The sequence below is a fragment of the Leptospira johnsonii genome (assembly GCF_003112675.1).
Lineage (GTDB): Bacteria > Spirochaetota > Leptospiria > Leptospirales > Leptospiraceae > Leptospira_B > Leptospira_B johnsonii.
The window spans coordinates 140,456-164,578 of sequence record NZ_BFAY01000011.1; the positions used below are offsets into that span (position 1 = coordinate 140,456).

Sequence of the window (24,123 nt, forward strand, 5' to 3'; positions counted from 1 at the left end):
AATTATTCGGGAATAAAAAGATGGATCCGATCTCTTTCGGAAGGTGGAATTCTTTTAGAGAATACTCTTCGAATATAAGCGGGAGGATAACGTTTAGAAAAATGGATCAGAACTATCTTTTCGTTTTTGAAAGAAGAGAGGTGATGCATTATCTCGTCCAAGTGAATATGCCCCCACTCCCTGGCATCCTCCACATTTCTCTCATGATCTATATAAGTACATTCTAAAAATAGAATTTCTGATTCTGCTACATCCTTATGAGTCAGGACGTATTCAATTTTAGTATCTCCGGAAAAACTGACCACAGGTTTGGAATGAAGTTCGTTGATTTCAATCCCTTCTTCTTTCTTTTTTAAAAGTTCGTTCCGGTCCAGCCCTGCAAATTCGGATCTTAACTTTTTTTTCCTTTCGTAGATCGTATAACCTTGGGAATCCACTCTATGGAAAGTTTTCCATACTTTAAAAAAATGGTACGCGTCTATATCTATTTCTTCCCCTTCTTCCAATCCTTTCATCTCATAGTTGTAAGGGAAATCCTCTATCTTGGAATAGAGAGATAAAATTTCTCTCATAGGTGCTTCCAAAGTTTTAGGAAGATATATTTTAGGAGGTCCTAATTTACGTAAGGATCTTTGGGAAATATAATAAGGAATTCCCGCAGAATGATCCAAATGTGCATGGGTTAAGAGTAACCTTTCTATATTGATACGATCCGGATTTTGGTGTCCAATATCGAACATCAATCCTAAACGAGGCATGACAACAGAGGTACGGATCCCTCCTTCCGAAATTCCTTCGAATAAATATCCTCTATGTTCGAATTTACAATCCATTATGGGATCGGATCTTCCGGACCTATTGTTTTTTGTCCAGGCAGGTCAGAAGCGACCGAAGATTTTGGTCCGGAGATCACCGCTGTCAATTTATCTCTTCTAAAATATATCTTACCCACTCTTCTCAAATCTGCAAGACTTACTTCTTGGATTTTGTCCCTATAATTCTTTAGATAATCCTTAGGCATTTTATGCTCTCTGAATCGGACTTCGTTTCTGAGAATTTCCACCGAGTCGGTAAACAAGAAGATGAACTTGTTTAGAATTGCCTCTTTTGCATTCTTCAATTCTTCTTCGCTTATATTGGAGAATGTAGAATCTCCCAAAATTTCTCCCATGAGATTATAAACCTCCATGGTGCTTTGGGATTTAGTCTGAGTAAAAAAGTAAATTACTGAATGATCCTTTTCGAACACAGGATGACTGGAAGAAGAATAAGCCAAACCCTTATCGGATCGGATCTTACTCATGAAGTAAGAAGTAAAACCTCCGCCTCCAACCAAATAATTTAAAACTTGGACTGCATAAAAATCCTTATCGTTATGAGCAGGCCCAACTCCCAGAAATAAAACCACGTTTTGGGTGTTTGCCTTATCCACGATCAGGTTTTTGATCTCTTTACTCTTTAGGTTCTTATTCAATTCTTCCGGACTGGAACCTTGTGATTCCATCACAGGAGATCCGACAAATTTCGGAAGAATATCTCCTAAAAACTGAGGGATCTCATCTTGGCTCCATTTACCGCTCACGAGTATAGAGCGTCTGGAACTCAATAATTGGTTTTTATAATATTCTTCTAGATCTTCTTCCTTTAGTTGCTCGAGTGCGGGCAAAGAAAGAGACTTACCTTTTACTTTACCTTGGTATACAAGTTCGTTTGCCTTTCTAAAAGCGAGTCCCACAATATTATCGTTTCTTCTTTTGACTTGCTCGCCTAACTGCAATCTTGCGATCTCGAATGCTTCCTTTCCAAAAATCGGCTGTTTTAGGAATTCTGAGATTAAAGCCTTGGATTCTCGGTCGTATCTGGAAAGCCAGGAGAATGTTACGGTCACAGTATCCAGATCGGAGTCTACTCTCAGCTTGGAACCGTAGGACTCCCAGACTTCAGCGAAACTTTCACCAGGATGGGAAATTGTGCCTCCCTTCTTCCAAGCCTCCGGGAAAATTTCAACTAGCTCGAAAGATGTTTTGTTATAGAAAGAAGGTCCTGAGTAAAAAGTGATCTCCAAAGTTTTGATCGGGAACTCTGAATTTTCCAGATATAAGATCCGAGTATTTGGATCCTGACCGATCTCCTTAATTTCCGGGAAATGGAATTCTAAAGCGGGGACCTTTACGTCTTTTATGAAATCCCCAGGAGCAGCATCAGAAGCAACAAAGGAGAATAAAAATACGAATGCGGAGATAATTAATTTTTTTATAATATTCATTTTTTCTCTCCGTCTGAATTGATCAGATCACCTACAGTCAAATTTCGGGGTGTGAAATATTTTTGGGCGACTCTCTTGATATCATCCGGAGTTACCCTATCCAAACGTGCATAATCGTCGAAAATTTCTGTCCAATCCCCGGCCACCAATTCGTAATAAGTAAGAACATCTGCGAGTTTTGAATTACTGTTTAAACCTCTGATATAATCAGCAACGATCTGGTTTTTGATCTTTGCCAGTTCCTCTTCGGTAACCGCATCTTTTTTGAGAGTTTCAATCTCTTCTAAAATAGAAGATTCGATCTTATCCGGGTCTGCTCCTCTTACATTCGTCACATAGATCGCGAAAAGATTTGCGTATCTTTCTCCCGGCTCTCCAGTCCAACAAGCCACTCTTTGGGCAAGTTTGTCCCTAAGAACAAGTCTTTTGTACAATCTTCCTGTCTCTCCCTGAGATAAGATCGCATCTATCAATTCCAAAACCGGTCGATCAGAATGAGGAGAAGCAGGAGTCAACCAACCCATTACCTTCATAGGACCGGAAGAATGTTTTACACTCACTCTCCTAGTCTCATGATCAAAACTTTCTGGCTCATGAGAAAGTTTAGGAGAAGGTCCATCCGGAATATCTTCGAAATATTTCCGAACTAATGTTTCAGTCTTATCAAAATCAAGATCTCCTACGATCCCGATCGCCATTTTATGTGGTCTATAATTCTTTTTGAAAAATTCTTCCGTTTTATCTATATCTAAAAAAGGGAGATTAGCTTCGTAACCGATCACAGGCATTCCGTAAGAATGTTTCGGGAAAGCGGCACCTAAAAATTTTTCTCTTAGGATCCCCATTCCTTGGTTTTCCACTCTCATCCTGCGCTCTTCCAGGACCACGTCCCTTTCAGTATAATATTCTCTTAATATAGGATCTTTTAATCTATCCGATTCCAGCTTAGCCCAGATCTCTAATCTATTTGCAGGAAGCAAAATTTGGTAATTTGTAACATCATTCGTAGTGTATGCGTTAAAGCCGGTGCCGCCATTCTTTTCGTAAATATAAGAGTCCTCGTTGGAAACCACAAACTTACGATGGAGCTCCAACAAATTTTTAAATCTAATCTCTAAAATATTTTTGTCTTTGATCAGTTTTTCCGGAACAGGTTCACCTTTTGCGGCCAATTCCCTTTCTTGCAGACGATAAGAATCTAAACGTTTTCCCCAAACACGGATCTGCTCCAGATATACTTTTTCTTTTTGAGCATCGGTGACCCCAATATTCTTTGTGCCCTTAAAAAGCATATGCTCTAAAAGGTGAGCCGTTCCTGCGATCTCTGGAGTTTCATCCGCAGCTCCTACCAAAAATTTGGTATAAACCGCAACAGTAGGGGAATCCGCTCTCTTCATCATAAGAAGCCTGATCCCATTCTTCAGAGTCACCTTCTTTACTCTGGACTCCAAATTGGTTCGGATCTCTGAGAAGATGTCTTCGTTGGCGAAGGTTTCGAGGTTTATAAAAATGCAAAGAGTGAAAAACAAAAAGCTAAAACGAGAAATGACGGACTTGGAAAGGTATTCCCACATAACCAACAAGATTTCCCTTAAAAGTTATGTTGTCCAGAAGATACCGGGAAAAAATCCCGCTGGTTTTTGTAGAGGGGAGCTTTAAACTAGGAACTATGTTGCGGGTTTTGTCGGTCTTATTCCTGACATTTTTCTTGGGTTATTGTGAACCTGCAGATCCAGAATACAGAAGAAAGGTTTGGGATAATTTAAGCGACTCTGGTTTTATCTCTCATGATTATTTCCAAGTGGTGGTGACAGTTCCTGTCCCGAATCAGGAAAAACCTCTCTTAACGTTGCGAGAAGATTGTAAAGCAAGAGCAATCCGCAAAAGAGATGAGATGTCCGTAAACTTGCTCTTAGCTCAGGTTTCGGAAGAAAGAAAAACTTGGATCGGGGTTGGGGTCAATTCTACCGTTCCCAAATATGAGCCACTTCCAGGGCCACCTCAAGCAGTTCGAACCAAATCCAATTCTCCTATGGGTACAGCTTCTATAGCTACCCAAAACATACAGGCCCCGGTAGAAGACGATTCTCCGGAAGAAAAAAAAGAAAAGAAGAAGACGGAAATCGTAAATGCGGATTATTTAACCTACCGAGCTTCTTTCGCTTGGCTTTTGGATAAACTGTTCTTATACAGAGAAGATTATAGCGACCCTAAGAGTTGTACTTTTGTTTTTAGGGTTGTGGATGCGGATTTACTTAAGCGAACCTTAGAATCTAAACTAATTCCATAACAAAGGAATCTAACGCTATGCCTACAAAAACAATCTTCGCGTTACTGATCGTTTCTCTCATTTCCGTATGTAAAACGCCTCAAACGGAAGAACCTAAAAAAGAAACCCCTAAGAATGTAGCGGAAGAATCCGCTCCGACCGAAGACGACCAATTCGTAAAAGCAACCGAAGGTTTTATCAGCTCTTCTACGTATCAAGTTGTTGTGTCTTCTCTGGATGGGAACGAAAGCGAGGCATTGGATCTAGCCAAAAAAAGGGCCTTAAATCTTTTTATAGCGGAGAAGGGAGACTCATTCCGTCCAACCGACAGAAAATTCCTGAAAGAACTTGTAGATTCCAAGGGCAAATTCGTAAAAGTTTCCAAGCCGATCAATGGAAAGACATATTATCTATTTCATGTATCTCAACCGGATCTCAAGATCGAAATCAAGAAATGATAGGACCTTATTCGTAGGAACTCCTACAAAGGGATCTTAAAACAAATCCAAATAAAAAAAGCGGCTTTCGACCGCTTTTTCTTTCTAAACAAAATACATTCGATTATTGTATAATTTCTTTTTGTAATATCTTTCCGGGGATGCAGATATTCCTGTTATAGTCGCAGTAGAAAATTTTTGCATGGATTTCCAGCTCACCTTTTCCTTCTAATTTCAATTGCATAGGTTCCACAGATTCGAAATATTCTTTTTTTCGGGTAGAAGTTTTACCTTTCAGTTTTAGCTCCGCAGAAACCACTTTTAATCCAGATCCAGGATTGAGTAAGATTCGATGTGGAGCTTCTTTTTGGATCCCGAAATTTTCAGGATAGGCGACTTTCAAAAGATAAACGGAAGGAGAGGTTTTTTCTATCTTGAACTTGATCGGGTTTTCCTCCTCTGCCGAGAGCCCAGAGATCAAAAAAATAGAAATAATTGCGAGAAATATAAAACGTTTCATACCTAAATTAGACCCTTATCGTTTCAGAATGTTTTGTCAAGCCGCCTGAAAAAAATCCATTAACCTTTAAAGTTCTGGAATTGAACGTCGAAAGGAAGATCCGCAGATTTCAAGAGTTTCATAATCTCCTGAAGATCATCCTTCTTCTTTCCTTGGATCCTAACACAATTCCCCATGATGGTAGGGATCACTTTCAGTTTAGAATCTTTTACGATCTTAGTGATCTCTTTAGTCTGTTCTTTTTCGAGACCGTTACGTATTTTCACTTTCATTCGGACGGTATTGCCTGTAGCAGGTTCCAATTTGGATTTAAAATCGAAAGACTTAAGACCGAGCCCTCTTTTTGCCATCTTGTTGATCAGTACATCGATCACACTTTCCAACTTTGCTTCATTGTCTGATATTAGGATCAGATTTTCCTCTTCTAGTTTGATCTCGGACTTGGATCCTTTAAAGTCGAATCTGTTCTTGATCTCGGCGATCGCTTGGGTAACCGCGTTTTGTAATTCAGGTTTATCTATTTCGGAAACAACATCGAATGATGGATCGCTCATTTTATTTTCCTCCGTTCAAACTGGAACTTGCCTTTTCTAATGCGGATCGAACCGCTTCTTCTACTTTGGAAACTTCCTTTCCTCCGCCTTGGGCCATGTCCGGTTTTCCGCCGCCCTTTCCGCCTAAAATTTCACAGGCGATTTTTACAAGCTCTCCACAGTGGATCTTTCCTACCAATGAAGAAGAACAGGTTATTACTATACTTGCATCTTCGGTATTTTTACTTGCGAGAATCGCTACTATTTCTTTTTCTCTGACTTTGATATTATCAGAAAGTCCTTTTAAAGCCTTTGCATCCTTGGACTCGAAGATAGCAGAAACAATTTTAGTAGATCCAATCACTTTAGAATTTTCGAATACTTTTGCGATGACTTCCGGATTGTTCTCGAAATCCCTGGATTCTCTATTCTTCTTTTCTTTTAAGAACTTGGATTGGGTTTCTTCCAATTCAATGGATAATTTTTCGGAAAGATCCCTGAGAGAAACTACTGCATCCGCACCCTTGGATTCAAACAAGGATCTGATCTCATCCGGCCCTGGGATTATAGTTTTGATAGAAAGTGAACTACCCTCTGCCCCTAACTCGTCCTTGATCTTAAGATTTAGATTTTGAACCGCTTCCGTTAATTCTGCAAATCTGTTTTGGAAGGTCTCTACAACCAGCGGGCCTGCAACTGCTTCTATCCTTCTATTTCCGGCGCCAGGGCTGGATTCTTTTTTAATGAAGAAGTATCCGATATCTCCCGTATTTCCTACGTGGGTCCCTCCACAGAACTCCAAGGAACGATCTCCCATCTGAAGAACTCTTACACTGTCTCCGTATTTTTCGTCGAAGGCGGCAACCGCTCCGGTTTTTTTAGCCTCTTCTATCGGCAGCACCTTGGTATCCACAGGAATATGGCGAACAATACTTTCGTTCACCCAGGATTCTATATTACGAATTTCTTCCGAACTTAAAGGGCTCGGATGAGAGAAGTCGAAACGCAGATATTCAGGAGAAACAATGGATCCTTTCTGGAGCACATGATTTCCTAAAAGATTCCTGAGCGCACCGTTCAATAAGTGAGTTCCGGAGTGATGGAATTTCAGTCTTTCTCTTCTTTCCTTCTCCACTTCCAATCTGGCTTTGTCTCCAGAGGAGAAACTTCCGGAGAGAACGGTTCCTATATGAAGAATGATATCATTCTCTTTTTGGGTATCTAAAACCTTAAATACGGATTGTCCTTTTCGAATGAATCCAATATCTCCTACTTGTCCCCCTCCTTCCGGATAGAATGGACTGGAAGAGAAAACCAATACCCCTGACTCTCCTTCTTTAAGCTCGGAAACTTGTTTATTATCGGAGAATATAAATTTAAGATCCGACTCGGCTTCTAAAACATCGTAGCCTAAAAATTGGGTCTTATCCGTTTTGATCCCTGTGAATAAGGAAACCTTGTTCGCTTTCCAGGTCTCTCGGGAAGATTGCCTATCCTTCTCCAGTTCTTCTTCGAAACCTTTTCTGTCGAAAGAAAGTCCGTGTTCAGCTACGATCTCTTCCGTCATCTCCGCAGGAAATCCGTACGTTCCGTATAACAGAAAGCTGTCCTTTCCGGAGAATGTACTGGAACCTTCGGATTTTGTTTTGGAAACCAGGACTTCTATCTTTTCCAGACCGATCTCTAAGGTTTTGAGGAATAATTCTTCTTCTGCGAGAAGTGTTCTTTCTACCGAGGAAATATGTTTTTCTAACTCAGGATATCTTTCTTTATAAATATCACATACGGATTTTACCAATTTGTACAAGAAAGGCTCTTTTAGGTCCAGTTTTCTTGCAAATAGAACCGCTCTTCTGATCAAGCGACGGATAACGTATCCTCTTCCGGTTCTGTCCGGATAGATCCCATCGGACACAGTGAATAGTACGGAACGAATATGGTCCGTAATCACTCTAAAAGGAACTTTGGTGGATTCGTTATAAGTTTTTCCGGAGATTTTTTCTACTTCTTGGATAATTCTTCTTAGTTCGTCCGTATCGTAAACTGAATCCACACCTTGCAGAAGTAGAGCCACTCTTTCTAATCCGGAACCTGTATCGATCCCGGTTTGTTTGAGCGGATGAAGATTTCCTTCCGTATCTTGGTTGAATTGGTTGAATACTATATTCCAAAATTCTAAAAAACGATCGCAATCGCAGCCAGGTTTACATTCGTATTTGACTCCGCAATCCGGAAGAGCCTTTTCCGGTCCTCTATCCAAGTATAACTCAGAACAAGGTCCGCAAGCACCGCTGTCTCCCGCAGGTCCCCAGAAATTATCTTTTTTGCCTAAACGAGTGATCCTTTCCTTAGGAATACCTTTGGAGAGCCAGATCTTCTCCGCTTCATCATCATTTTCGAATACTGTGATCCAAATCTTTTCTTTAGGAAATCCAAGATGGTTTACGGAACAATCCAGAGCGTATTCGATCGCTTCTTCCTTAAAATAATCTCCGAAGCTGAAATTCCCCAACATTTCGAAGAATGTGCAGTGCCTTTCCGTTTTACCTACATTCTCCAGATCGGTGGTTCGAAGACATTTTTGAGCGGAGGTTGCTCTAGTATAAGGAAGTTCTACCGCACCTGTGAATAAAGGTTTGAACTGCACCATTCCGGCAGTGGTGAATAGAAGTGTAGGATCTCCCGCAGGTAATAGAGAAGAAGAAGGAACTACCGTGTGGCCCTTCTCCTTAAAATAATCCAAAAAGATTTTGCGGACTTCGGAAACTTTTTTAAAATTCATGTAACCCCTAAAAACAGAAAATGCCCGAGGTCTTGTTGGCAAGAACTTCAGGCATTCCCAAAAAAAGATCTAAAAAGCGTAAATTAACGTTTAGAGAACTGAGTTCCTCTACGTGCTTTGTGTAGACCGTATTTCTTGCGCTCCACCATACGTGGGTCACGAGTCAGAAGGCCTTCTTTTTTAACAGTCGGTCTGAACTCGGGATTATAACGGCAGATCACTCTTGCAAGTGCGTGACGGATCGCTCCGACTTGCCCGATGATCCCTCCTCCGGAAACGTTTACCTTAAGATCGAACTTTTCGGAAACATTCATCAGAGTTAAAGCAGTTAATGCTTCTTTAATATTAGAGCGGCTGTTTTGAAGATAGTCTTTGTAATCCTTATCATTGATTACAATTTTGCCGGAACCTTCTTTTAATTTTACACGGGCGATCGCGTTCTTGCGACGACCTACTGCCCAGATTTCCTTGGCGGTTGCCATATTCTAATATCTCCTAGAGTTCCAGTTTGATCGGCTTTTGGGCGCCGAGATTATGCTCGGTTCCTGGGAAAATCCTAAAATGAGTTAACATTTCAGCACCGAGTTTGCTTTTTGGAAGCATACCTTTTACTGCTTCATACAGGATTTTTTCAGGTTGTTTCACTCTCATGTTTTGGAGAGTAGTAGCAGTCATACCACCCGGATAACGAGAGTGATGGAAATATTCTTTTTGAGTCTCTTTATTTCCAGTCACAGCTACCTTAGCAGCATTGATAACGACGATATTATCCCCACAATCTACGTGGGGAGTAAAAGTAGGTTTATGTTTACCGCGGAGTCTGTGTGCAATTTCCGAAGCGAGACGACCTAAGGTTTTGCCTTCAGCGTCGACTACGTACCAAGCTTTATTAGCTTGTTCCTTTTTTAAGGAAGGAGTTCTATGCGGTTTAGATACGATTGGCATGGGTATGTCCTGTATTGGCCAATTTCGCGTACCGGCCTAAGGGGTCAAGGAAATACGGACAAAATTACTAAAAACCAAGGCTAAAACTTGCTTCTGCGCCCCAGCCCACTTTGCCAGCAGACCAGTCCGGTCTAGGTACAACTGTCCAAGCTACAGGATTGGGAGAAGCCCCCTGCTCCCAAGATTTTCCGAGGAAATATGTCCGGACCAATTGGGCCAGATACACTCCTCCCAGCACATACACGGAAGTATTATAAGCTTGGACGGAACTTTCGTAATCTGCCCTCGCGCTCGGGACTACGGTTAGAAGGTAGAAGTTCGCAATTCCACCTCCGTAGATCAATGCCCCCGTACTGCTACTCTTGGAAACTGCGTCGTCGTATTTACTCTTTGCTGATTCTGCTTCGGATCTGGAATATCCTGCGTATGCCAAGCTACCGAGGAAGGCCCCGCCCGTAATCTTAGCTTCCAATTTATTGTCAGTATACCATTGTCCCCAACCAGGCAGAATCGCAGAACGCCAGACTGCGCTCCATCTACTCCTGCTCGGTTCGTTGGAAGTGGGAGGTGGAATGACCTGGACAGGCTCCTCAACTACTTGAGGGTTTTCCTGGACTTTCTTCTCTTCTTCCTTACGGATGCGGTTCTCTTCTTCTCTTGTGATATCTTTATAAATAATCTTTAATATATCTCTTTTGTTAATGGTCTGTTTGCCCGAGTCGGATTGAACAGTGATCGTCTTCTCGTTTTGGCCTACTACATTACCGATTACCTTGCCTCCCTTGCGAAGAAGAATGGTCTGATCGGCAAATAATAGGCTTGGAGTTAGTACCATTGCCAATAGGAAAAAAATTATAGAACGAGCTTTAAGGTTTGGACGCATCTTGGCAGAAGGAAAAACTTTCTGACAATTTAGTCAAGTGGGAATGAGAAATTCCTTGAACTTTGTATAGCCCTTTAAGGAGTGTTATATTATGCGAAGTCGCTCATTTTTCCTAATAGTCTTTTTATATTCTTCCCTTTATTACAATTGTTTGGGTGGAAAAACCTGTTCCGACGAGGATAAAAGTTGTAGTACCCAAGCCTTACTTACCTCTGCGTTCTCCGTTCCAGAAGGGATCTATGTCTATTCTACGAACGCGAAGTACCAAGGTAATCTTGCTGCTTACGGATCCACTCTGGAAATAAGCGGGCAAAATATATGCAGAGGAGAAAAATTATTTTCCTCTCTTGTAAATCAATTTTGTCCGGATGTATGGGCGCTTATATCGACCGTGTCAGTAGCTCTATATAATTATAACACATCCTATTCTGTTCCGGCCGGCCTCCCTGTTTACGGACCGACAGGAGGTATACTTGCCTCCAACTGGGATAATTTTGTCGTTAATGGCGGTACCCAGTTACTCCAATCCTTGGCAAGTGCAGGTTTAGGAACCGAAGATTTTTGGAGCTATTCCGCCCAAGGCGGGGGACTTGCAGGAAACGATTGTAGCCAAGGTACGGATAAGACTTCGGAATTTTTCGGGGCAATTGGGTCCGCAACGACTACGAATACTGATTGGCTAAGTCAAAACGGAGAGACTACAGTCTCATGCGATACAAGTCATCGAGTACTTTGTATTTGTTTCACGCCGGATAGCAGTTCTCAACAAGCTCAGTAAATTATTTCTTGCAAAAGCCACCCATTCGGTCTTTAATCGTGCGGTGAAATTTCTTGCCTGGTTATCTTTCTTCGTGCTTTTTTTCTCAAGCTCCTGCATGAGTGATAAAACCTGTTCCTCAGAGGACAAAAGTTGCAGCTTTAATGAAATTTTGTATTCTTATATCTCCGTTCCCCCGGGAATCTATCTCTATTCTACCCAAAAGTCCTACCAAGGGAACTTAGCCGCGTATGGGCCAGATCTGCAGATAAGCCTCATGAATATCTGTGCGGAAGCGAGGCTTTTCGCTCAGACCATTTCTAATTGCGGGAATACTCTCCCTATGACTGCAAGTCCGACTAGTTCAGCAAACACTTATACCACCGATTTTTCTTTGGATGGGACTTTACCGGTAAGAGGAGCTCGAGGAGAATTAATTTTTAGCACATGGGATCAGGTTTTCGCTTCTACTCCTACATTGTCTATGAGCCAAGCGGGAGTTACGACTGAAAAATTTTGGACTTTTGCCACCACTGGATGGGCATATTCTTCCAGTTCCTGCTTGAATGGTACTCTGATGGATAACGGAAATCTAGGAGTTACAGGAGATCCAAATGATATAAATTTAAGTTGGGGTTCCTTCGTAAATGAAACCTGTGACCAATATCGAAAGGTTTTATGCATCTGTTATTGAAGACTTTTTTTTCGTCTTAAGTTTTAGAGAATCGTTTACTTTCGGGAATTTTTATATGAACAAAACATTTTACCTTTTTAGCTTCTTACTTTTATTTTCCAATGCTTGTATGTCTTCCGATGTCTGTTCGGATACGGACAAAGTATGCAATACGAAAGAACAATTATTTTCTATCTTTTCCACTCCAAAGGGGATCTATTTGTATTCCACCCAAAGTTATCAAGGCGATCTGGCAAAATACGGATCCAGTTTGGAAGATAGCCTCCATAATATCTGCACCAGCAATAAATTATTCTCTGCGATCACCGATTTTAGTTGTTCTAATGTTCTTCCGGTAGTTTCTACCTCCACACGTCCTCTTTACAATTTTGCAACGGATTATGGCTTACCTAATAGTACGGATTATCCAGTGAGAGGACCAAAGGGAGATATCATTGCCAATTCTTGGACGAATATGTTTCCCGGGCTACTGATCAGCTTGGAACAGGCGGGAGTGGTATCCCAAGAGTTTTGGACTTTCGCAGGTTCGGGGGGAGTTTATAATTCTGCGGACAATTGTATTAACGGAACCAATACTGGTGCCGCAGGTGCCACTGGAGACCCTTTAGACAGCAGTAACGCTTGGTTGCAGGCGGGTGCGCCTGCGTGTAGTGAGTCGCATCCGATAGTTTGCCTTTGTTATAGAAACTAAGTTAAGTCTCAAGAATTCAGGCTTAAAAAGGATTTCGGGCCTGAAATCGATTTATAATTTCTTGCCTATGGATTAACACAATATTACCCTTGGTTGGATGACTCTTCGCATTCTTCCTGTTTTATTCTTTTGTGTACTATCTAACGCTTGTCTCTCCGATAAAACGTGTTCGGATGAGGACAGGACCTGCAGTCCTAAGGCAACTTTACTGAGTCTCCTAATTTCCGCTCCTGACGGAATTTATGTATACGCTACGAATACAAGCTACAACGGAAATTTATCCGTTTTGGGAGCAGGCAACTTGGATTCTAGTTTGAATTTTATATGCGGCCAGCAACGGATTTTTTCAAACATCATAGATACAAAGTGCTCTAAATATGCTCCTTTAGTTTCTACTTCTCTTGTTGCCGCATCGTCACTTAACGCATTCTATTCGGATCTCCCTACTACTGGAGTTCCGATCCGTGGTCCATTCGGAACACAGATTGCCTTAGATTATGCCAACCTTTTTACAGTGGATCTAGAATATACTCTGTCAGCAGGTGGGCTAGGGGGCCTAACCTTTTGGAGTTTCGGAGATGGGAACGGTAATGCTGCTGCAGATACCTGTTCTAACGGAGAAGATGACGGCAGCTTATCTACCCTGGGTGCCACCGGAAATACCGCTTTAAAGAATCAAGCAAGCTGGTTTGCCACTGACATTCGAGGTTGCGCGGAATTACATAAAGTACTTTGTCTTTGTTACGTCCCTTCCTCCGGCGGCGGTTGATCTATTAGAACAATATTCTGAATTTTTAATATAATCGAAAGGATCCTCTGATAAGGAAAAATGTTATGATATACCGTATTATTCTGATCTTGTTTTTCACGTTTTTAGCCCAGAATTGTATGGATACAAAAACTTGTTCGGACCAAGATCGATCCTGTAGTCCTACGGCAAGCTTGCTGAGTTTTTTCTCCGCACCGTCAGGGATCTATGTATATTCCTCCACTGTAGCCTATGGCGGGAACTTATCCATTTTAGGTACAGGCAACTTAGACCCTAGCTTACAGACTATTTGCAAGCAAGAACGAACTTTTGCTTCTATCTTAGATACTGGATGTCAAAGCGTAGCTCCCTTAGTATCTACACTTGCAGTATCTGCTAATAATTTAACCTCTTTCTATTCTGATATTCCGACTAACTCACCAATGAGAGGAGGACCTACAGGCACGATCCTCGCAGACGATCTGGCTTCTTTTTTCTCCCTGGATCTACATGTGACTTTAGAAGCCGGAGGTTTGGGCAGCACTAATTTCTGGACCTATGGAGATGGAACCGGTAATTACGCTTCAGGTGTTACCTGTAATGACGGGGACGACAATACCTCATCCAACACTGGATACGTAGGAAGTCCTCTTCTTTCTGCAGCAGGTACCTGGAATAGTGTACAGGCCGAAACCTGTGACAACGCTTTCAGGATACTTTGTATCTGTTATAGACCGTCAAGTTAGATCAGCTGATTGAATTAGAAAGAATATCTTAAATTTATAATAGAACGGAGTGGTCACCCACTCCGCATTTCAATCTTATTTACAATCTTTCTTTAAAGTAGATTTAATCGTAATTTCTACATCCGGCCAGAGAACAGACTTACCGTCCTTGCCCTTATGTAGATCGTTACAAACTGCGTTCAACGCAGTTAATGCTTTGCCTGCATTCCAATTGTTTACATCCAAAGAACCCTTTGCTTCTAAAACTTCTCCAGTTAAAGTGAATTGTAATGGAACATCCTTACTCACACCGTTCCAAGTAAGTTTTACTACTCCAGTTCCGGATTTTCCATCCGCTTCCAGTTTTGCAGAAGATACGGAACCTTCTATCTTTCCGTTCTTTTTCAGATTTCCGAAAAATGCTCCTTTGATCTTAGGATCTCTTTCCGGATTTCCACTATCCAGGTCTAAAGCGTCTATAGAGAATTTTAAGCCTTTTAATGCATCCGGAACCGTGGCCCCTGATTTAACTCCAGTAATATTTACTTTAGTAAACTTACCACCCACTCCAGTTTTCTCGGTGAATTTAAATGCTTTCCACTCCAGACCAGTTACTTCTGGGTTCACGGAATATTTACAAGAAGTCTCTGCAGATAACGAATTGAATTGCCAACTTGCTCCAAGGAAGAATACTGAAAAAATCAGTGTGGCGAGATAAAAAGAATTTATACGTGATTTCATAGCCTTATACTAGGGTTGAAATAAAACAAAGTCAAGATTTTTAGATATTGGAAAACACTTGAACGAAGAAGAACTCATCTCCTCCTTATATCCTCCCGGCAAAGAACAGGAAAACGACTGTTATTCGGACAAAGAAGGAAACTTGATCACTACAGACACGATAGTCGAAGGAACTCATTTCCGATTGGACTGGAGTCGTCCCGAAGACTTGGCAAACAAGTTGATAGAAGTTAACGTATCGGATATAGCAGCGGCTAACGGAACTCCTCAAAAAGCGTTTTTCAATTTCGGACTTTCTCCTTCCTGCAATCGAAAAGAGTTCCTAGAACCGTTTATCGATTCATTCAAAAAGGCATTAACCTCTTACAAGATAGAACTTTGCGGCGGCGACACTTATAGGACACAAGAGTTAAACTTAACTTTAACTCTATTAGGAAAATCAGATTCTCCTGTAGACAGAAAGGGCGGAAAGCATGGAGATAATGTGTACTTGAGCGGTCATATAGGCGCTTCTCTTCTAGGTTATAAAATATTAGAAGGTGCCCATATTTCCCTTTCCTCGGAAGTCAAAAAGATCGCCTTGGATAGGCATTTAAGGCCTAAATCAAGGTTGAACTTAAGTCGTTCTTTATATTCAAAAATTAGAATACATGCGGGAATGGATCTGACCGATGGACTCAAACAGGACGTATTCAAATTGGCCAAATCCTCTGGTGTCAAGATCGAATTGGACTTAGATGAACTTCCCTTCGAAAATGGAGTAAAAGAAGCCATCGGGATCGAAGGTGTTTTAACTTCTGGAGAAGAATTAGAACTTCTATTTTTATCTCCGGACGAATTGCCTTCTTTTTGGGAAGGGATCTCTATCCGAAAGATAGGTTCAGTCTTCGATTTGGAAAAAGGCGAATCCCCTCAGGTCATATATTCTTACGAAGGAAAACCTTACTCTCCTAAAGAATCCGGATTTAGACATTTTTAATCAAATTCTACTTGTGCTTAGGATAGATACGATCATTCTTCCCGATCGATGAGAAACGGTCTATTATCTTGGATTTTACCGAAGTCCCCCAAACCATTACTTCCCGAGTCGGAAGTCCGCTCCCTTTATCCAAAGTTTCGCTGGAGAATTTTAGAAGCCACATTTTTAGGATACTCAGTCTTTTATACTGTACGTAACAATTTTCCTGTAGTTTCCAAGGAAATAGGGCAAGCTCTCTCCTATTCCCAAGAACAGATCGGAAATATTTTGGCAATCACTGCAATCTCTTACGGGATTGGAAAATTCCTAATGGGTGCTCTGTCGGACAGAAGTAATCCTAAGGTCTTTATGCCGTTAGGCCTAGTTCTAACAGGAATTTGTAATGTATGTTTCGGAGCTTCTTCCGATTACCAAACACATCTAATTTTATGGGGACTGAACGGTTTATTCCAAGGAATGGGCTGGCCACCTTGTGGAAGATCCTTGGGCCATTGGTTTTCTGTTAAAGAAAGGGGAGCAAAATTCGCAATCTGGAATATCGCACATAATGTGGGAGGCGGACTTGTAGGAGTGATCGCGGCTTATAGCGCCTCTTGGTTCGGATGGAGAAACGCATTTTATATCCCTGCAGCAATCTCATTTTTAACAGCGATTTATTTGTATTTCAGATTATTGGACACTCCTCAATCTGTCGGACTTCCTTCCATTGAAGAATATACCGGAACAGAAACGGATCCTTCCAAAGTTTCCGAATCGGAAAGAGAACTTAGTTTTAAGGAAATTTTTATAGATCTAGTACTTTTAAATAAGTATATCTGGGTTTTTGCCTTAGCGAATTTTTTCGTATACATAGTCAGATACAGCCTCACCGATTGGGGACCTTCTTATCTAAAATTTGCGAAAGGAGCAAGTTTGGAAAAAGGAGGGATCAGTACTCTTATCTATGAATTTGCAGGAATAGGCTCCACATTACTTGTGGGTTGGTATTCCGACAAAGTGGGAGGAAAAAGAGGTTTAGTCAGCTTGGTCTGTATGGTCCCGATATTATTCGCGTTATTCGGAATACTACTTCTTCCTCCAGGATATTTATGGGCGGACCTCACACTTTTCGGAGTGGTAGGATTTTTTATCTATCCTCCTGTAATGTTACTAGGAGTAGCAGGACTGGACTTTACTTCAAAAAAAGCGGTTGGGACGGCGGCTGGATTTATAGGATTATTCGGTTATTTAGGAAGGACAGCACTTTCTAAAGGTTTAGGATGGATGAGTTCCTTCTCCTGGTTTCGCTGGGAATATTCTATATCTATAATATTCGTTTCAGCGATCCTGGCCATAATCCTACTTGCTTTCACTTGGAACTGGAAACCTAAACATTAAGAGACGAAAATGAAAAACAGGATCGGTTTCATAGACTTTTTAAGAGGATTTGCATTATTAGGAATACTTGTAGTCAATCTCCCCTATTTTTCTAAACCTATGTATCTCGTTGCTTCCTTGGGAGAAAATTCTACTCTTTTGGATTCCATAGGTTCATGGATTGTAGCGTTCTTCTTCGAATCCAAGTTTTATGTATTATTCTCCTTTTTATTCGGTTATGGATTTTTCATCCAATTGGAGAATAATCCGGAAACAAATTCTAAATCCAGATATTTCAGAAGAATACTAGGTTTAGGAATATTAGGACTTCTGCATGGAGTTTTCCTGTTCATTGGAGATATTCTTCTTTCTTACGCTATTTTAGGGGCATTGCTCTGGTTTTTAAGGAACAAATCCTCTTCCTGGCTATTGAAATTCTCTCTATCCTGTTTGGTGATTGCAGTATTTTGCAGAATAGGAATGAGTTTTGCAGAAGGAGAATTCAGATCCCAATTAGAAGTAAATCTTCCCCGCCTATTACAAGAGAGTCGAAAAGCATATTTAGGCGGGTTCTGGGAAAGCACAGTGCAGAGGACAAAGGATACCATTCTTTCCATTCCTTTTTTGGTATTTTACCAATGGCCTTCGGTTCTCTCCATGTTCGCATTGGGTTTTTATGCGGCCAAAAATTCCATCTTTACTGATTGGGAGAATACAAAGCCCGAACTCAAAAAACTTTTTCCTTGGGCGTTAATATTCGGTATTATAGGGAATTTCGTTTACACATTACATTCCCGGCATATTCTTCCGGAGAACCAAGGTGTATTTTTAAAGATCTTATTTGCGATCTCGGATACCTTCAGCGCACCTGCACTCACATTCTGCTACGTGTATTTACTCGGAAATTATTATAACTCCGAGAGAAGTTTTGCGGACAGGGTCTGGTTCGAATCAATGGGAAAACTTTCTTTGACCTGTTATTTAGGAGAATCTTTGGTTTGCACCTGGATCTTTTGCGGTTGGGGATTAGGATATTTCGATCAAATAGGAAGTTTTATCGTTCTAATCTTGACTGTTCCCATTTGGATTTTCTGGGGAATATTTTCAATGGTTTGGAAAAGGACTTTTTCTTTAGGCCCTATGGAATGGATCTTAAGATCCTGGACCTATTGGAAGACGATCAAAATACTTTAGAGATACTTAAAGTATGATCAACTCATCCAGCGAAAGATGATCCGAGCAAAATCCGCTTTTACAGCAGGTTTACTGATATAATCATCCATACCTGCTTCTAAACATCTTTCTCTTTCGCCGGAAACGATACCAGCAGTCACTGCAATGATCGGGACCCTGTGACCGTCTTTTTCGAGAACACGGATCGCTTTGGTGGCCTCGTATCCGTTCATCTCAGGCATTTGAATATCCATGAAGATCAAGTCCGGATCAGTTTCCCTATACTTATCGACTGCCTCTCTTCCTGTCTGCGCCTCTATACATTTTGCCTTGGGAAGAATTCTTTTTACGATACTTTTTGCGAGCATCATATTCACCGAATTATCTTCTGCGATCAAGACAGTTACGGTTTTACGAATGGTAGCGGCTCCCTCTTGGTCCCTCGTAATCAAAGGAAATTCGAAAGGCTCCTTAAAGATCTGATTTCTGGCCAAGATATCGAATAATTTCTGCATATGGATCGGTTTAGAGATCACTTCCTGGACCCCGAGTTTTCTGGACTCTTCTGTAAACGAATCCCCTTCATCCGGATTTACGATCAATACGATCGGCTGATCTTCACTTCTGATCTTAAGATCCTCTCTTACTTTTCGGACGAGTTCCAAACCGTCCCCTTCCGGCATTTCGGAATCCATCAAAATGATATCGTATCTATTTCCGTCTGATAAAGTCTTCAGCATCTCTTCTCCATTTCTGAAGAAGTCAGCGGGAATATTCTGCAAAGACAACATTTCTCCGATCGAGTTTATATTCTCCTGATCTTTATCTGCAATTAAGACCTTTTTGATAGAACGTAGCCTAATCCAATCCTCTCCCACAATTTCGGAAATATTCAGTTTTAAATCGAAATAGAATGTGCTTCCTTTTCCTAATTCACTTTTGAGCTGAAGACCGCTTCCCATTATAGAAAGAAGTTTATTGGAAATAGCAAGCCCAAGGCCCGTGCCTCCAAATCTACGAGTGGTAGATACATCTCCTTGGGTAAATGCCTCGAAGATCTTATCCCTCGCATCAGGTGCGATACCTATTCCGGTATCTCTTACGGAGAATCTAAACTCCCCTTCCGTTTCTGAAATTTTTTTAAGAAGTTCTATCTTAAATTCAATCTCGCCTTCTTCCGTAAACTTTATGGAATTACTGAATAGATTTACTATGATCTGCCTTAGCCTTACACTATCCGCTTTTACAAAACGTGGCACATCCCAGGCTACATTTACTATAACTTCTAATCCTTTTTTCTGCGCCTGGAACTTGATCGTATTTACTATCTGGCTACAAAGTTCCAATAGGTTTGTCTTTTCATAAGACAATTCCAATTTTCCAGCCTCTATTTTAGAAAAATCTAATATATCATTAATAATATCGAGCAAGGATTCAGCCGATTGGAATACGGTCATCATGTATTGGTGTTGGGTAGAATCCATGGAAGTCCGCAATAAAAGATCCGAAAATCCTATGATCCCGTTCAAAGGAGTCCTAATCTCATGGCTCATATTCGCTAAAAAATCCGACTTGGCTCTATTTGCCTGCTCTGCGGCTAGTTTTGCTTTCGTTAATTCTTCTCTTTGTTTACAACTTTCAGTGATGTCCTGGGTGAACATCATGATTCCGCCGATTGAACCATCCAGCTGATACCAAGGCCTTACTTCCCAACGAAGATATTGGTCGTCATCCCAACCCTCGGGCCTCCATACATCTTCATCATTCTTCAGCACTTCTCCTGATAAACATCGGCTATGGATTTCCTTCCATTCCTGGGAAATATTAGGAAATACTTCGTAATGTGAGAGCCCTATGATATTTCTCCCGGACAAATGATATTCAGTTAACCATCTTTCACTAACGGCGATGTATTTGATCTCTGCATCGAACATAGCGACCGCAGCAGGAGCATGTTCAACGAATGCGGAAAGTCTGGATTTTTCTCGGAACAATTCCAGTTCCGCTTTTTTTCTTTTATCTATATCATAAAATGCACCGTAGATCCGTGTACATTCTCCATTTTCGAACTCCGCACTTCCTACTGTCCTTACCCAAAGTTCGTTCCCCTTATCTGTGATCATCTGGATCTCGAGATCGTAAGGTTCTCCTTGTTTCGTAAGCTTATCTACCGCTTCTAAAATTTTTTCCTTATACTCTCCTTCTTTAACAAATTTCAATACTCCTCTTGTATCTGGATCGAAATCGAAAGGAACTTCGAACATTTCTTTTGTGACCGCGGACCAGGTTTCCGTATTGTTCTTCAGATCCAGGTCCCAGGCGCCTATTCTTACAAGCTTATTGGTTTGTTCTAGAATTTCCTTGGCATGACGTAATTGTTCTTCCGTCTTTTTGATCTCGTTTATGTCCATGATCTGGGCGATAAAATGGTTTGGCCTTCCGTCAGCATCCCTAACTAAGGCCACAGAAAGAAGTACCCACACAATACTCCCATCTTTCTTTACATAACGTTTTTCTAAATGATAACCGGATCTTTTTCCGTCCAAAGTCTCCGCTAATAACTGAAGATCCTTTCCTAAATCTTCGTGATATGTGATATCCCTGAAGGTTAGCTTGGATAATTCTTCCCAATCGTATCCAAGCAACTTGATTAGATTTCCGTTAACTTGGATCCATCTTCCTTTCGGATCTAGGATTGACATTCCAATGGCAGAATATTCAAAAGCACTCCTAAAGGAGCTTTCCATTCTCTTTCTTTCGCCTATATCTCTTGCTATCTCTGCAGAGCCAGTCATCTTACCAGAGGAATCGAACATAGGAGAGAGTGTGATGGACATTTCGATCCAGTGTCCGTCCTTTCCCATACGGACGGATTCGAAACGAAGGTTTTCTTTTTCTGATTTGATCTTAAGATTGATCCTAGATTCCAAAAGTTTGGATGCCTCCGGAACTAATAGATCGAATTTAGATCCTATCATTTCTGTAGAGCTATAACCGAAAATTTTTTCGGCTCCATGATTCCAGGAAGTGATCGTACCATCCAAGTCCTTCCCGATAATCGCGTCGTCGGAAGATTCTACAATCTTTGCTAGTTTTAGATTGGCAGCTTCGGCATTCTTAATCTTAGAAATATCACTAACTACAACGGAAAATCCTATGACTTTCCCTTCCCTAAAATCGGGTACGTATTTCGCCAATGAATGCACGAAATGTTGTCCGTCAGGAGTTGGGATCTTTCTCTCAAATAATTGAGTTTCTCCTTTTAAAACTTTTTGCACATAAGGATAATTTAATGCGAATAGTTCCTCCCCAAGCACGGCTTTCATATGCATGCCTGATATCTTTTTAGCTTCTATTCCGAACCATCTTTGATATGCATCATTTGCTAACCTATTAATCAGGTTAGAGTCCCAATAACCGATCATATCCGGTAAAGCATTGATTAGAGATAGAAAATCTAATTCTCTTTTCAGAGAATGGATCTCCGATTCTTGGACGATCTTGATCCCCCCTATACAAATTTGATCGCCTGACGAATTTTTTAAAATTTTAAGTTTGGTATCCGTCTCTAACTCAGAACCGGAGAAGGTTTTGTAACGTATAGGAAGAACTTTCGTTTCTTCTATTTTCTTTATTTGAGAATCTATTGATTCATGATCTTTTTTTAAAAATAGATCTTTCCAACGAATAGAAGAGAGATCCTTATCCGATCCGGAAAATCCAAGAACTGATCTGAATTTTGGATTGATCCAAAATCGATCTCGATCCTTAAGATCCAATACCCAGATCCCATCCAGCCCTTCAGTTTGAATGAACTGGAAAACTTCCCAATCGTTTTGTATCCAGTGATAGATTAACTTTTCTAGGGATTCTTGCATTTTTGTATAAGAGTATGAGACGAAAATAAAGGGCTTTTAGATTAGTCAAAAAAGCATAGGAGTCAATGAAAATAGAAATGAAGAGCTTTGAAATTCTGCGTCTTTTGCTTGCAGATTAAATTGAAAAGTATTCTATATAAAATTCTTTTCAATTTAAAAGGTCCAGAAATGCAAAAAGAATATTGGCTTCTTCCGATCGGAGCGTTAGCTCTATTGACTTTTTTCGTCTTATTGCAGATCCCTATCCGCCGTTTTTACGCAGGTTTTATAGGAAAGGTAATCCCGGACGATTTTAAATTCGGAGAGTCCAAAAATGTTCCTCAATGGGTATCCATTGCAAATCGGAACTATATGAACTTATTAGAAATGCCTCTATTGTTCTATCTGATCTGCTTAATACAATACCTAACGAGCTCTAACGATCCGTTAAATTTTCAACTGTCATGGATCTATGTGGGACTTAGGATATTGCACAGCCTGATCCATCTCACCTATAACAACGTTATACATAGGTTGGCGATCTTTGCGGCGAGTAATTTGATCTTGTTCGGGATTTGGGTGAACTATTTCAGAAAATTTTTAGGAATTATTTTTTAGGGATAAAAATTTCCTTAGATAAGGCCCTATCCAAGGTCTTTAGCCCCATAAATCGTCCCAATCTTTCGTATTCTCCGCCCGGAGAATAAAAAGGCATCAGGAATATAAAGAAAACCTGATAATAGTAATCGTATTTTTCGCTTAAGTCTACCGAACCTAAAAGTTCACCCTTAGAATTATAAAAGTCTGTGCTCATTGCAAAGGAGCCTTCTTCCCTGTATGGACGAAAACCCCAACCTTTGGAAAATGCGTAATCCATTCCCCTATCTTCAGCTTGGGATTCCACGATCTTTATTTGGACTTTCAGATCTCCGTCGGAAGAAGTCACCACCTCTCGAAACAATCCGGAATCCTCATACGCCGAAGTCAGCAGATCTGTCCAGATTTCTTCTCGACTTTTCTGCTCTTCTTCGTCCAGATTATAAGCGTGATCGTCCTTCTCTGGGATATAGATCACTTTAATGGAAACTTTTTTATAATGTTTTAATACTTTTCCCTCGTTTAAAGTAGAAGGAGAAGAAAGTTCCGATCTGGAAACTAGGATACAATTTGCAAATAAAGCGAATATAGTGAGAAGGCAGAAAGTATATATTCGAAAAGAAGAATACATGGAATGGCGTTCGATAAAATAAAAGATTATTTTTCTTTTTGCAATAATTCCAAATGTTCCCTGGAAAGCAACCATAACGTGGAGCCAGGATCGATTGCCACTCCGGAAACTCCTTTATTCTGTAGTCCTAAGGCCCATAATTCTTTTGCTGTGATCGGAACAAGTGCGGCGTCTTTCTTAAAATAGCGGAATGATTCGGACGGATGGGAGAATGCGGGTAAGAATACCCTGCCATGCTCGTCGCTTACATATAATAATACGATAGGTTCCGGTCCTTTTTTAGGAAGAGTCTTCTTCTTTTTTTTAGCGGCAACTTTCTTTTTAGGTTTCGCCTTTTTAGGGACAGCCTCCTCACCAGCATGCGGGATGAGAAAGTAAGCTTTGGTAAGTTCAGCGGAAAGTTTTTCTAAATTCTTTTCGGAACGGTTCTTAGAATAAAGATAAATAGCCTCTCTGAACTTTGCGTTTTCTCCATCAAACTTGGGAATGGGCTCAAAATATTCTTTAATGGATGATAGAACTTTCTTAATGTTATACAT

General features: G+C 40.7%; 24 protein-coding genes. 11 read left to right on the forward strand and 13 right to left on the reverse strand.

From position 1 onward, the window contains the following. Positions 1-2: 2 nt before the first annotated feature. From LPTSP_RS09460 to LPTSP_RS09470, 3 genes are read right to left on the reverse strand one after another with little or no spacing between them, the layout of a single operon-like run. The gene (locus LPTSP_RS09460; protein WP_108928553.1) at positions 3-833 is read right to left on the reverse strand and encodes an MBL fold metallo-hydrolase; all 831 of its coding nucleotides are present in this window, start codon (positions 831-833) and stop codon (positions 3-5) included. Beyond that, positions 833-2,266: a M16 family metallopeptidase gene (locus LPTSP_RS09465; RefSeq protein WP_108928554.1), complete on the reverse strand. Its 1,434-nt coding sequence runs from the start codon at positions 2,264-2,266 to the stop codon at positions 833-835. Before LPTSP_RS09465 ends, LPTSP_RS09460 begins: the two co-directional genes overlap by 1 nt. Then, entirely contained in the window at positions 2,263-3,840 is a 1,578-nt protein-coding gene (locus LPTSP_RS09470) for a M16 family metallopeptidase (RefSeq protein WP_108928555.1), read from the reverse strand. Before LPTSP_RS09470 ends, LPTSP_RS09465 begins: the two co-directional genes overlap by 4 nt. 107 nt (positions 3,841-3,947) lie before the next feature. On the opposite strand from LPTSP_RS09470, the gene LPTSP_RS09475 reads away from it, so the two are divergent. Both LPTSP_RS09475 and LPTSP_RS09480 read left to right on the forward strand, forming a co-directional pair. Next, positions 3,948-4,556 carry a hypothetical protein gene (locus LPTSP_RS09475; protein ID WP_108928556.1) on the forward strand — a complete coding sequence of 203 codons (609 nt, stop codon included), beginning with the start codon at positions 3,948-3,950 and terminating at the stop codon, positions 4,554-4,556. A 17-nt stretch (positions 4,557-4,573) separates the two neighbouring features. Further along, positions 4,574-4,993, forward strand: a complete 420-nt coding sequence (locus LPTSP_RS09480; RefSeq protein WP_108928557.1) for a lipoprotein — start codon at positions 4,574-4,576, stop codon at positions 4,991-4,993. 103 nt (positions 4,994-5,096) lie between these two features. Here LPTSP_RS09480 and mpl17 read toward each other — a convergent pair whose 3' ends face one another. The 6 genes from mpl17 to LPTSP_RS09510 all read right to left on the reverse strand — a co-directional run bounded on the left by mpl17 (position 5,097) and on the right by LPTSP_RS09510 (position 10,587). Further along, on the reverse strand, positions 5,097-5,492 hold the full coding sequence (gene mpl17 / locus LPTSP_RS09485; protein WP_108928558.1) for a cell surface protein MPL17: 396 nt from the start codon (positions 5,490-5,492) through the stop codon (positions 5,097-5,099). A gap of 59 nt (positions 5,493-5,551) precedes the next feature. After that, entirely contained in the window at positions 5,552-6,046 is a 495-nt protein-coding gene (locus LPTSP_RS09490) for a YajQ family cyclic di-GMP-binding protein (RefSeq protein WP_108928559.1), read from the reverse strand. A 1-nt stretch (position 6,047) separates the two neighbouring features. Then, positions 6,048-8,807: an alanine--tRNA ligase gene (alaS, locus tag LPTSP_RS09495; protein WP_108928560.1), complete on the reverse strand. Its 2,760-nt coding sequence runs from the start codon at positions 8,805-8,807 to the stop codon at positions 6,048-6,050. A gap of 83 nt (positions 8,808-8,890) precedes the next feature. Continuing rightward, the gene (rpsI, locus tag LPTSP_RS09500; protein WP_020768787.1) at positions 8,891-9,289 is read right to left on the reverse strand and encodes a 30S ribosomal protein S9; all 399 of its coding nucleotides are present in this window, start codon (positions 9,287-9,289) and stop codon (positions 8,891-8,893) included. A 13-nt stretch (positions 9,290-9,302) separates the two neighbouring features. Further along, positions 9,303-9,752: a 50S ribosomal protein L13 gene (gene rplM, locus LPTSP_RS09505; RefSeq protein ID WP_108928561.1), complete on the reverse strand. Its 450-nt coding sequence runs from the start codon at positions 9,750-9,752 to the stop codon at positions 9,303-9,305. Positions 9,753-9,819: 67 nt separating this feature from the next. Continuing rightward, a complete protein-coding gene (locus LPTSP_RS09510; protein WP_245915538.1) occupies positions 9,820-10,587 on the reverse strand; it encodes an LA_0442/LA_0875 N-terminal domain-containing protein in 768 nt (255 codons plus the stop codon). A 139-nt stretch (positions 10,588-10,726) separates the two neighbouring features. On the opposite strand from LPTSP_RS09510, the gene LPTSP_RS09515 reads away from it, so the two are divergent. The 5 genes from LPTSP_RS09515 (at position 10,727) to LPTSP_RS09535 (ending at position 14,271) form a co-directional block, all read left to right on the forward strand. Next, on the forward strand, positions 10,727-11,413 hold the full coding sequence (locus LPTSP_RS09515) for a hypothetical protein (RefSeq protein WP_108928563.1): 687 nt from the start codon (positions 10,727-10,729) through the stop codon (positions 11,411-11,413). A gap of 97 nt (positions 11,414-11,510) precedes the next feature. After that, positions 11,511-12,086, forward strand: coding sequence for a hypothetical protein (locus LPTSP_RS09520; RefSeq protein WP_135354752.1), 576 nt, complete (start codon positions 11,511-11,513; stop codon positions 12,084-12,086). Between the two features lie 55 nt (positions 12,087-12,141). After that, positions 12,142-12,777 carry a hypothetical protein gene (locus tag LPTSP_RS09525; RefSeq protein WP_108928565.1) on the forward strand — a complete coding sequence of 212 codons (636 nt, stop codon included), beginning with the start codon at positions 12,142-12,144 and terminating at the stop codon, positions 12,775-12,777. A gap of 97 nt (positions 12,778-12,874) precedes the next feature. Further along, a complete protein-coding gene (locus LPTSP_RS09530; protein ID WP_108928566.1) occupies positions 12,875-13,546 on the forward strand; it encodes a hypothetical protein in 672 nt (223 codons plus the stop codon). Between the two features lie 65 nt (positions 13,547-13,611). Then, positions 13,612-14,271 (forward strand): hypothetical protein, encoded by a 660-nt coding sequence (locus LPTSP_RS09535; protein ID WP_108928567.1) that lies wholly within the window; start codon positions 13,612-13,614, stop codon positions 14,269-14,271. A 75-nt stretch (positions 14,272-14,346) separates the two neighbouring features. Here the strand turns inward: LPTSP_RS09535 and LPTSP_RS09540 are convergent, their stop codons facing one another. After that, entirely contained in the window at positions 14,347-14,991 is a 645-nt protein-coding gene (locus LPTSP_RS09540; RefSeq protein WP_108928568.1) for a YceI family protein, read from the reverse strand. 58 nt (positions 14,992-15,049) lie between these two features. On the opposite strand from LPTSP_RS09540, the gene thiL reads away from it, so the two are divergent. The 3 genes from thiL to LPTSP_RS09555 are packed head-to-tail and all read left to right on the forward strand — an operon-like array spanning position 15,050 to position 18,520. Further along, positions 15,050-15,970: a thiamine-phosphate kinase gene (gene thiL / locus LPTSP_RS09545; RefSeq protein WP_108928569.1), complete on the forward strand. Its 921-nt coding sequence runs from the start codon at positions 15,050-15,052 to the stop codon at positions 15,968-15,970. 48 nt (positions 15,971-16,018) lie between these two features. Then, a complete protein-coding gene (locus tag LPTSP_RS09550; RefSeq protein ID WP_108928570.1) occupies positions 16,019-17,347 on the forward strand; it encodes an MFS transporter in 1,329 nt (442 codons plus the stop codon). A 9-nt stretch (positions 17,348-17,356) separates the two neighbouring features. Further along, positions 17,357-18,520, forward strand: a complete 1,164-nt coding sequence (locus LPTSP_RS09555; RefSeq protein ID WP_108928571.1) for a DUF418 domain-containing protein — start codon at positions 17,357-17,359, stop codon at positions 18,518-18,520. A gap of 17 nt (positions 18,521-18,537) precedes the next feature. Here LPTSP_RS09555 and LPTSP_RS09560 read toward each other — a convergent pair whose 3' ends face one another. Beyond that, positions 18,538-22,377, reverse strand: a complete 3,840-nt coding sequence (locus tag LPTSP_RS09560; protein ID WP_108928572.1) for a PAS domain S-box protein — start codon at positions 22,375-22,377, stop codon at positions 18,538-18,540. Positions 22,378-22,545: 168 nt separating this feature from the next. Between LPTSP_RS09560 and LPTSP_RS09565 the strand changes: the two genes are divergently transcribed. Beyond that, on the forward strand, positions 22,546-22,974 hold the full coding sequence (locus LPTSP_RS09565; protein WP_108929860.1) for an MAPEG family protein: 429 nt from the start codon (positions 22,546-22,548) through the stop codon (positions 22,972-22,974). Here the strand turns inward: LPTSP_RS09565 and LPTSP_RS09570 are convergent. Both LPTSP_RS09570 and LPTSP_RS09575 read right to left on the reverse strand, forming a co-directional pair. Continuing rightward, positions 22,964-23,584, reverse strand: a complete 621-nt coding sequence (locus LPTSP_RS09570) for a hypothetical protein (RefSeq protein WP_108929861.1) — start codon at positions 23,582-23,584, stop codon at positions 22,964-22,966. The genes LPTSP_RS09565 and LPTSP_RS09570 overlap by 11 nt on opposite strands. A 26-nt stretch (positions 23,585-23,610) precedes the next feature. Next, positions 23,611-24,123, reverse strand: a complete 513-nt coding sequence (locus tag LPTSP_RS09575) for an SseB family protein (protein ID WP_108928573.1) — start codon at positions 24,121-24,123, stop codon at positions 23,611-23,613.

Coding starts and splice junctions, on each gene's coding strand:
- LPTSP_RS09460 (WP_108928553.1), bottom strand. CDS start 833: ATGGATTGTAAATTCGAACATAGAGGATATTTATTCGAAGGAATTTCG.
- LPTSP_RS09465 (WP_108928554.1), bottom strand. CDS start 2,266: ATGAATATTATAAAAAAATTAATTATCTCCGCATTCGTATTTTTATTC.
- LPTSP_RS09470 (WP_108928555.1), bottom strand. CDS start 3,840: ATGTGGGAATACCTTTCCAAGTCCGTCATTTCTCGTTTTAGCTTTTTG.
- LPTSP_RS09480 (WP_108928557.1), top strand. CDS start 4,574: ATGCCTACAAAAACAATCTTCGCGTTACTGATCGTTTCTCTCATTTCC.
- mpl17 (WP_108928558.1), bottom strand. CDS start 5,492: ATGAAACGTTTTATATTTCTCGCAATTATTTCTATTTTTTTGATCTCT.
- LPTSP_RS09490 (WP_108928559.1), bottom strand. CDS start 6,046: ATGAGCGATCCATCATTCGATGTTGTTTCCGAAATAGATAAACCTGAA.
- alaS (WP_108928560.1), bottom strand. CDS start 8,807: ATGAATTTTAAAAAAGTTTCCGAAGTCCGCAAAATCTTTTTGGATTAT.
- rpsI (WP_020768787.1), bottom strand. CDS start 9,289: ATGGCAACCGCCAAGGAAATCTGGGCAGTAGGTCGTCGCAAGAACGCG.
- rplM (WP_108928561.1), bottom strand. CDS start 9,752: ATGCCAATCGTATCTAAACCGCATAGAACTCCTTCCTTAAAAAAGGAA.
- LPTSP_RS09510 (WP_245915538.1), bottom strand. CDS start 10,587: ATGGTACTAACTCCAAGCCTATTATTTGCCGATCAGACCATTCTTCTT.
- LPTSP_RS09515 (WP_108928563.1), top strand. CDS start 10,727: ATGCGAAGTCGCTCATTTTTCCTAATAGTCTTTTTATATTCTTCCCTT.
- LPTSP_RS09520 (WP_135354752.1), top strand. CDS start 11,511: ATGAGTGATAAAACCTGTTCCTCAGAGGACAAAAGTTGCAGCTTTAAT.
- LPTSP_RS09525 (WP_108928565.1), top strand. CDS start 12,142: ATGAACAAAACATTTTACCTTTTTAGCTTCTTACTTTTATTTTCCAAT.
- LPTSP_RS09530 (WP_108928566.1), top strand. CDS start 12,875: ATGACTCTTCGCATTCTTCCTGTTTTATTCTTTTGTGTACTATCTAAC.
- LPTSP_RS09535 (WP_108928567.1), top strand. CDS start 13,612: ATGATATACCGTATTATTCTGATCTTGTTTTTCACGTTTTTAGCCCAG.
- LPTSP_RS09540 (WP_108928568.1), bottom strand. CDS start 14,991: ATGAAATCACGTATAAATTCTTTTTATCTCGCCACACTGATTTTTTCA.
- LPTSP_RS09550 (WP_108928570.1), top strand. CDS start 16,019: ATGAGAAACGGTCTATTATCTTGGATTTTACCGAAGTCCCCCAAACCA.
- LPTSP_RS09555 (WP_108928571.1), top strand. CDS start 17,357: ATGAAAAACAGGATCGGTTTCATAGACTTTTTAAGAGGATTTGCATTA.
- LPTSP_RS09560 (WP_108928572.1), bottom strand. CDS start 22,377: ATGCAAGAATCCCTAGAAAAGTTAATCTATCACTGGATACAAAACGAT.
- LPTSP_RS09565 (WP_108929860.1), top strand. CDS start 22,546: ATGCAAAAAGAATATTGGCTTCTTCCGATCGGAGCGTTAGCTCTATTG.
- LPTSP_RS09570 (WP_108929861.1), bottom strand. CDS start 23,584: ATGTATTCTTCTTTTCGAATATATACTTTCTGCCTTCTCACTATATTC.
- LPTSP_RS09575 (WP_108928573.1), bottom strand. CDS start 24,123: ATGTATAACATTAAGAAAGTTCTATCATCCATTAAAGAATATTTTGAG.